This is a genomic window from Mesorhizobium sp. IMUNJ 23232 (assembly GCF_044326205.1).
Taxonomy (GTDB): domain Bacteria; phylum Pseudomonadota; class Alphaproteobacteria; order Rhizobiales; family Rhizobiaceae; genus Kumtagia.
Genome location: NZ_JBIRCY010000140.1, coordinates 1 through 4,627 on the forward strand (window position 1 = coordinate 1; position 4,627 = coordinate 4,627).

Sequence of the window (4,627 nt, forward strand, 5' to 3'; positions counted from 1 at the left end):
TATTACTGCTGCATGCTGGCGGTTAACGCGGCCTACGCCGAGAAAAATCCGGCTGCCACCAAGCGCGTCGTCCGCGCCATCATCAAGTCGGCCGACATCTGCGCGGCTGAACCGGAACGGGTGGCGCGCCTTCTGGTAGACGGCGGACGCACCGAACACTACGACTATGCCGTGCAGTCGCTGCGCGAGGTCCCATACTCAAATTGGCGCGACTTCGATCCCGAGGACACGATGAGGTTCTTCTCGCTGCGGCTGCATGAAGCCGGGATTGTCAAGGCGAACCCGAACGACATCATCGCGAACGGCACTGATTGGCGGTTCTTCAACGAGATCAAGCGCGAGATGAAAACGTGAGCGAGTGGCCGGCACGCATCTTGTTGCTTTTGGCGCTGATGGCCGGGCCGGCGCACGCGCACGATGCGCCGCACGATGAGCGCCTGCCGACGATTGGGCAGGCGCCCGATTTTACCCTGGTATCGCAGGACGGCAGACCTGTGTCCCTGCACGACTTTCGCGGCAAGGTGGTCGCCATTGCATTCATCTTTACGTACTGCACCGACGTCTGCCCGATGCTGACCGCACATATGGCCAGCGTGCAGGAGAAGCTCAGCTCAACGTTCGGATCGAAGATCGTCTTCGTTTCGATCACCGTCGACCCGGAGCGCGATACGCCCGGTGTTTTGAAAGAATATGCGCAGAATTTTGGCGCAGACATTAAGGGCTGGTGGTTTCTTACGGGCAATCCAGAGGCCGTCCATGAGGTGGGAAGGAAATACGGGGTCATCGCCAAGAAAACGGCGAACGGAGATGTCGACCATACCTTGTTGACTTCGCTTGTAGACCCCGATGGCATCTTGCGAGTACAGTATCTTGGCGTCCGGTTCGACCTGGAGGAGTTCCGGGGTGACCTTCTCAGCCTCTTGGACGAATCCAAATAGGATAACGAACCGGCTCGTTGGCTGGGTTGCCCGGCTGCCGGCGCGCGTCCAGACCAAGCTCTTGATCGCGTTCCTGTCAATTGTCGGCCTGTTGATCGTGCTCGGGGCCGTCGGGTTGCAGGTGCTGAGCGGGGTCAATGATCAGACCAACGAGCTGATCAAGCTGCAGCGCAGGATCGCGGCTTATCGCCAGGTCCAGCACGATACGACGAACCAGCTCTACAGCATCTCAACCGCACTTCTTCTTCAGGACGAGCGGCTGCTGGATTCATCCCTGCGCCAGCTCAACCAGTTTGGCTACGACCTCGACCGCATGGAGTTCGTCGCCGAAACCGAAGCGGAGGTGCTGGGCCAGGTCCGGCAGGAGTACGAACGGCTCGCCGCCGGCGTGACACACGTCGTGGAGCTTTTCCGCGCCGGTCGCACGGAGGAGGCACGCAAGATCCAGTTGGACGAGATCATTCCGTCGGCCGACCGCCTCGAGCGGCTGACGAACCAACTGGTCAACATGGCCGAAGCCGACATGGTCGCGGCCATCGAAACGACCGAGGGGGCATACGGCACCTCTCGGCTGATCGTGGTCTCTTTTGCCGTGGGCAGCATCCTGCTGGCATTGGGGCTTGGCTACATCATCTCCTGGTCGTTGATCGAGCCGGTCAAGAAGATCGAGACGCGTCTCAGCGAGATAGCGGCCGGCGACTTTGCCCAACAGGTCGCTGTCGCTAATCGGGACGAACTGGGAGCGCTCGCGGACAATGTCAACCAGACCTCCGTGCGGCTGGGCAGATTATACCAAGAGGTGCAGGCGCGCACAGCCGAGCTTGCCCGATCGGTCGGCGAACTGGAGGCGTTGGGGGACGTCAGCAAGGCGGTCAATTCGACACTCGATCTCGACACAGTGCTGCAGACAATCGTGGCCAAGGCGGTTCAACTGTCGGACACGGATGCCGGCACCATCTATGTGTTCAGCGGGACGAGACAACAATTCCGCCTGCGGGCGACCTTTGGGATGAAAGACGAACTTATTGCCGCAATGTCCGATCAGGCCATCCGGCTTGACGATTTGGGTATCAGCGCCGCAGGGCACTGCGCGCCCGTCCAATTTCCCGATCTTGGTTCCGGAACGCCCTCTCACGTCCAGAAGATCGTGCTCGACGCCGGCTATCACAGCATCCTGGTAATCCCGCTGCTCCGGCCGAACAAGATCGTCGGCGCGCTTGTCGTCAGGCGACGCGAACCTGGTGAATTCGACAAGCAGGTCGTCGAGTTGATGGAAACGTTTGCCGCCCAATCGGTACTTGCCATTCAAAACGCGAAGCTGTTCCGCGAAATCGAGGAGAAGGGACGGGAACTGGAGGCAGCCAGCCGCCACAAGTCGCAGTTCCTGGCGAATATGAGCCACGAGCTCAGGACGCCGCTCAATTCGGTCCTGGGCTTTACCGAATTGTTGGTCGACGGAGTCTACGGCGAGCTTCCGGACAAGGCAAAGACCACCGTTGCGCGCGTGCAGGCAAACGGCCGTCACCTTCTGGGGCTCATCAATGACGTGCTCGACCTTTCAAAGATCGAAGCCGGCCAGCTCACTCTGACGCTTCAGGACTATGCCGTCGGGCAAATTGTTCGATCGACCGTTGCTGCTGTCGAGCCGCTGGCACGAGCGAAGGGTCTTGCACTTTCAACGATCGTTGCAGAGAACCTGCCAATCGGCCGCGGGGACGAACGCCGTTTGACGCAGGTCCTGCTCAATCTTGCGGGCAACGCGGTCAAGTTCACCGAAACGGGCGCGGTCGACATTCTTGCCGGTGCCGCCGACGGATTCTTTGAGATCGTGGTACAAGACACAGGTCCTGGCATTGCGGCCAAGGACCACGCTCTCATTTTCGAGGAATTCCAGCAGGTCGACAACAGCAGCACTAGGCAGAAGGGTGGCACAGGTCTTGGCCTGGCGATCTCCAGGCGCATCGTCGAAATGCATGGCGGAACCATAGACGTCGAGTCCGTGCTCGGGTCGGGGTCGACATTCCGCCTCAAGATACCAGTCCGAGTGACAGAGGACGTGAGGGTCGCATGAGCAAACGAATCCTGATGGTCGAAGACACCGAGGACAACCGCCAGATCATTCGCGACCTCATCGCCACCACCGAATACGAACTGATCGAAGCGCCGGACGGCGCCGCCGGCGTCGCCGCCGCTGGGACGCATAGGCCGGATCTGATCCTCATGGATATTCAGCTTCCGGTGGTCGACGGCTATGAAGCTGCCCGCCGCATCAAGGCCGACCCGGAGCTGCGGCACATTCCGATTATCGCCGTCACCTCCTACGCGCTTTCGGGCGACGAGGCGAAAGCCCTTGCCGCAGGCTGCGATGGCTACGTTGCCAAGCCTTTCAGCCCGCGCGAGCTGCTCGCAAAGATTCGGCAGTTCCTTTCCTGAAGGAGACAGGTCTTGCACGATCCGCCCCGCATTCTCGCGGTCGACGATACTCCGGAAAACCTCGAGATCCTGCGTATGCGCCTCGAGGCGAACGGCTATGAAGTGGAAACCGCTGCCGATGGCGAAGAGGGGCTTGCGAAAGCTCGCGACCTCCAGCCCGACCTCATTCTGCTCGACATCATGATGCCGAAGCTTGACGGCATCGCCGTGGTGCGTTTGCTCAAGCAAGACAACTCGCTGCGATCGATCCCCGTTATTCTTGTCACCGCCAAGGCTGACACGCGCGACGTGGTCGAAGGATTGGATGCCGGCGGCGACGACTATCTGACGAAGCCCTTCGAGCACCACGCGCTGCTGGCGCGGGTGCGCTCGATGCTGCGCCAGAAGGCGCTGCACGATACTGTTGCGAGCCAGGCCCAACGCCTTGAGGACCAAGCCGCGCAACTTGCCGACTGGAACCGCTCGCTTGAGCAGACCGTGGCTGAGCAGGTAACGGAGATCGAACGTATGGCGCGGCTTAGGCGGTTCCTGCCCGAGCAGGTCGCCGACCTCATCGTTGCGGCGGGCGATGCGGACGCCCTCCTGCAAAGCCACCGCCGCGAGGTGACCGTGGTCTTTTGCGATTTGCGCGGCTTTACAGCCTTTGCGGAGACCGCCGAACCCGAAGAAGTCATGACAGTTCTTGCCGAGTATCATGCCTGTCTCGGTGAGCAAATCGTCCGCCACAAGGGAACTCTCGAGCGATTCGTGGGCGACGGTGTCGTCGTGGTTTTCAACGATCCACTCCTATGCGCCGATCACAGCGAGAGCGCCGTCTCAATGGCCACTGCGATGCGCGACGCGATCGACGAACATTCAGAGCGATGGCGCAAACGGGATTATTTGCTTGGCTTCGGGATCGGTATTGCCAGGGGCCACGCGACCATTGGGCGTATCGGCTTTGATCGTCGCTCGGACTATGCAGTGATCGGCACTGTGTCGAACCATGCCGCCCGATTGTGCGAAGAGGCCAAATCCCGCCAAATTCTCGTGAGCCAACGGGTCCTCGGCGCCGTTGAGCCGCTGGTCGAGTCCGTACTTGTTGGCGAACTGACGCTGAAGGGTTTTCGCCGCCCGATGCCGGCCTATGAAATCTTGCGGTGGACCGGTCGGCCAAGCTAACGCTGGACGCACATAGGTCTCACGGACAATACGGCCTATCGAACCGTCGCCACAAAGCAGCCCAGCCATCGACCGATCTTGAAATCGGCGCAACG

Annotated in this window: 4 protein-coding genes and 1 pseudogene; all 5 read left to right on the forward strand. The window is 60.6% G+C overall.

Annotated elements, in window-relative coordinates; genetic code table 11:
* Window positions 1-354: pseudogene (locus tag ACH196_RS37760) on the forward strand (ABC transporter substrate-binding protein); the annotation flags it as partial.
* Complete coding sequence (locus ACH196_RS37765) at window positions 351-938, forward strand: SCO family protein (RefSeq protein WP_396651937.1); 588 nt, start codon at window positions 351-353, stop codon at window positions 936-938. The pseudogene ACH196_RS37760 and the gene ACH196_RS37765, both read left to right, overlap by 4 nt.
* Window positions 904-3,009, forward strand: a complete 2,106-nt coding sequence (locus ACH196_RS37770) for an ATP-binding protein (protein WP_396651938.1) — start codon at window positions 904-906, stop codon at window positions 3,007-3,009. Before ACH196_RS37765 ends, ACH196_RS37770 begins: the two co-directional genes overlap by 35 nt.
* A complete protein-coding gene (locus tag ACH196_RS37775) occupies window positions 3,006-3,371 on the forward strand; it encodes a response regulator (protein ID WP_396651939.1) in 366 nt (121 codons plus the stop codon). The genes ACH196_RS37770 and ACH196_RS37775 overlap by 4 nt, the downstream gene beginning before the upstream one ends.
* A gap of 12 nt (window positions 3,372-3,383) precedes the next feature.
* Window positions 3,384-4,532 (forward strand): response regulator, encoded by a 1,149-nt coding sequence (locus ACH196_RS37780; RefSeq protein ID WP_396651940.1) that lies wholly within the window; start codon window positions 3,384-3,386, stop codon window positions 4,530-4,532.
* Window positions 4,533-4,627 lie beyond the last annotated feature (95 nt).

Excerpts from the sequence above, each read along its gene's own strand:
- ACH196_RS37775 (WP_396651939.1), top strand. The coding sequence starts at position 3,006 with ATGAGCAAACGAATCCTGATGGTCGAAGACACCGAGGACAACCGCCAG.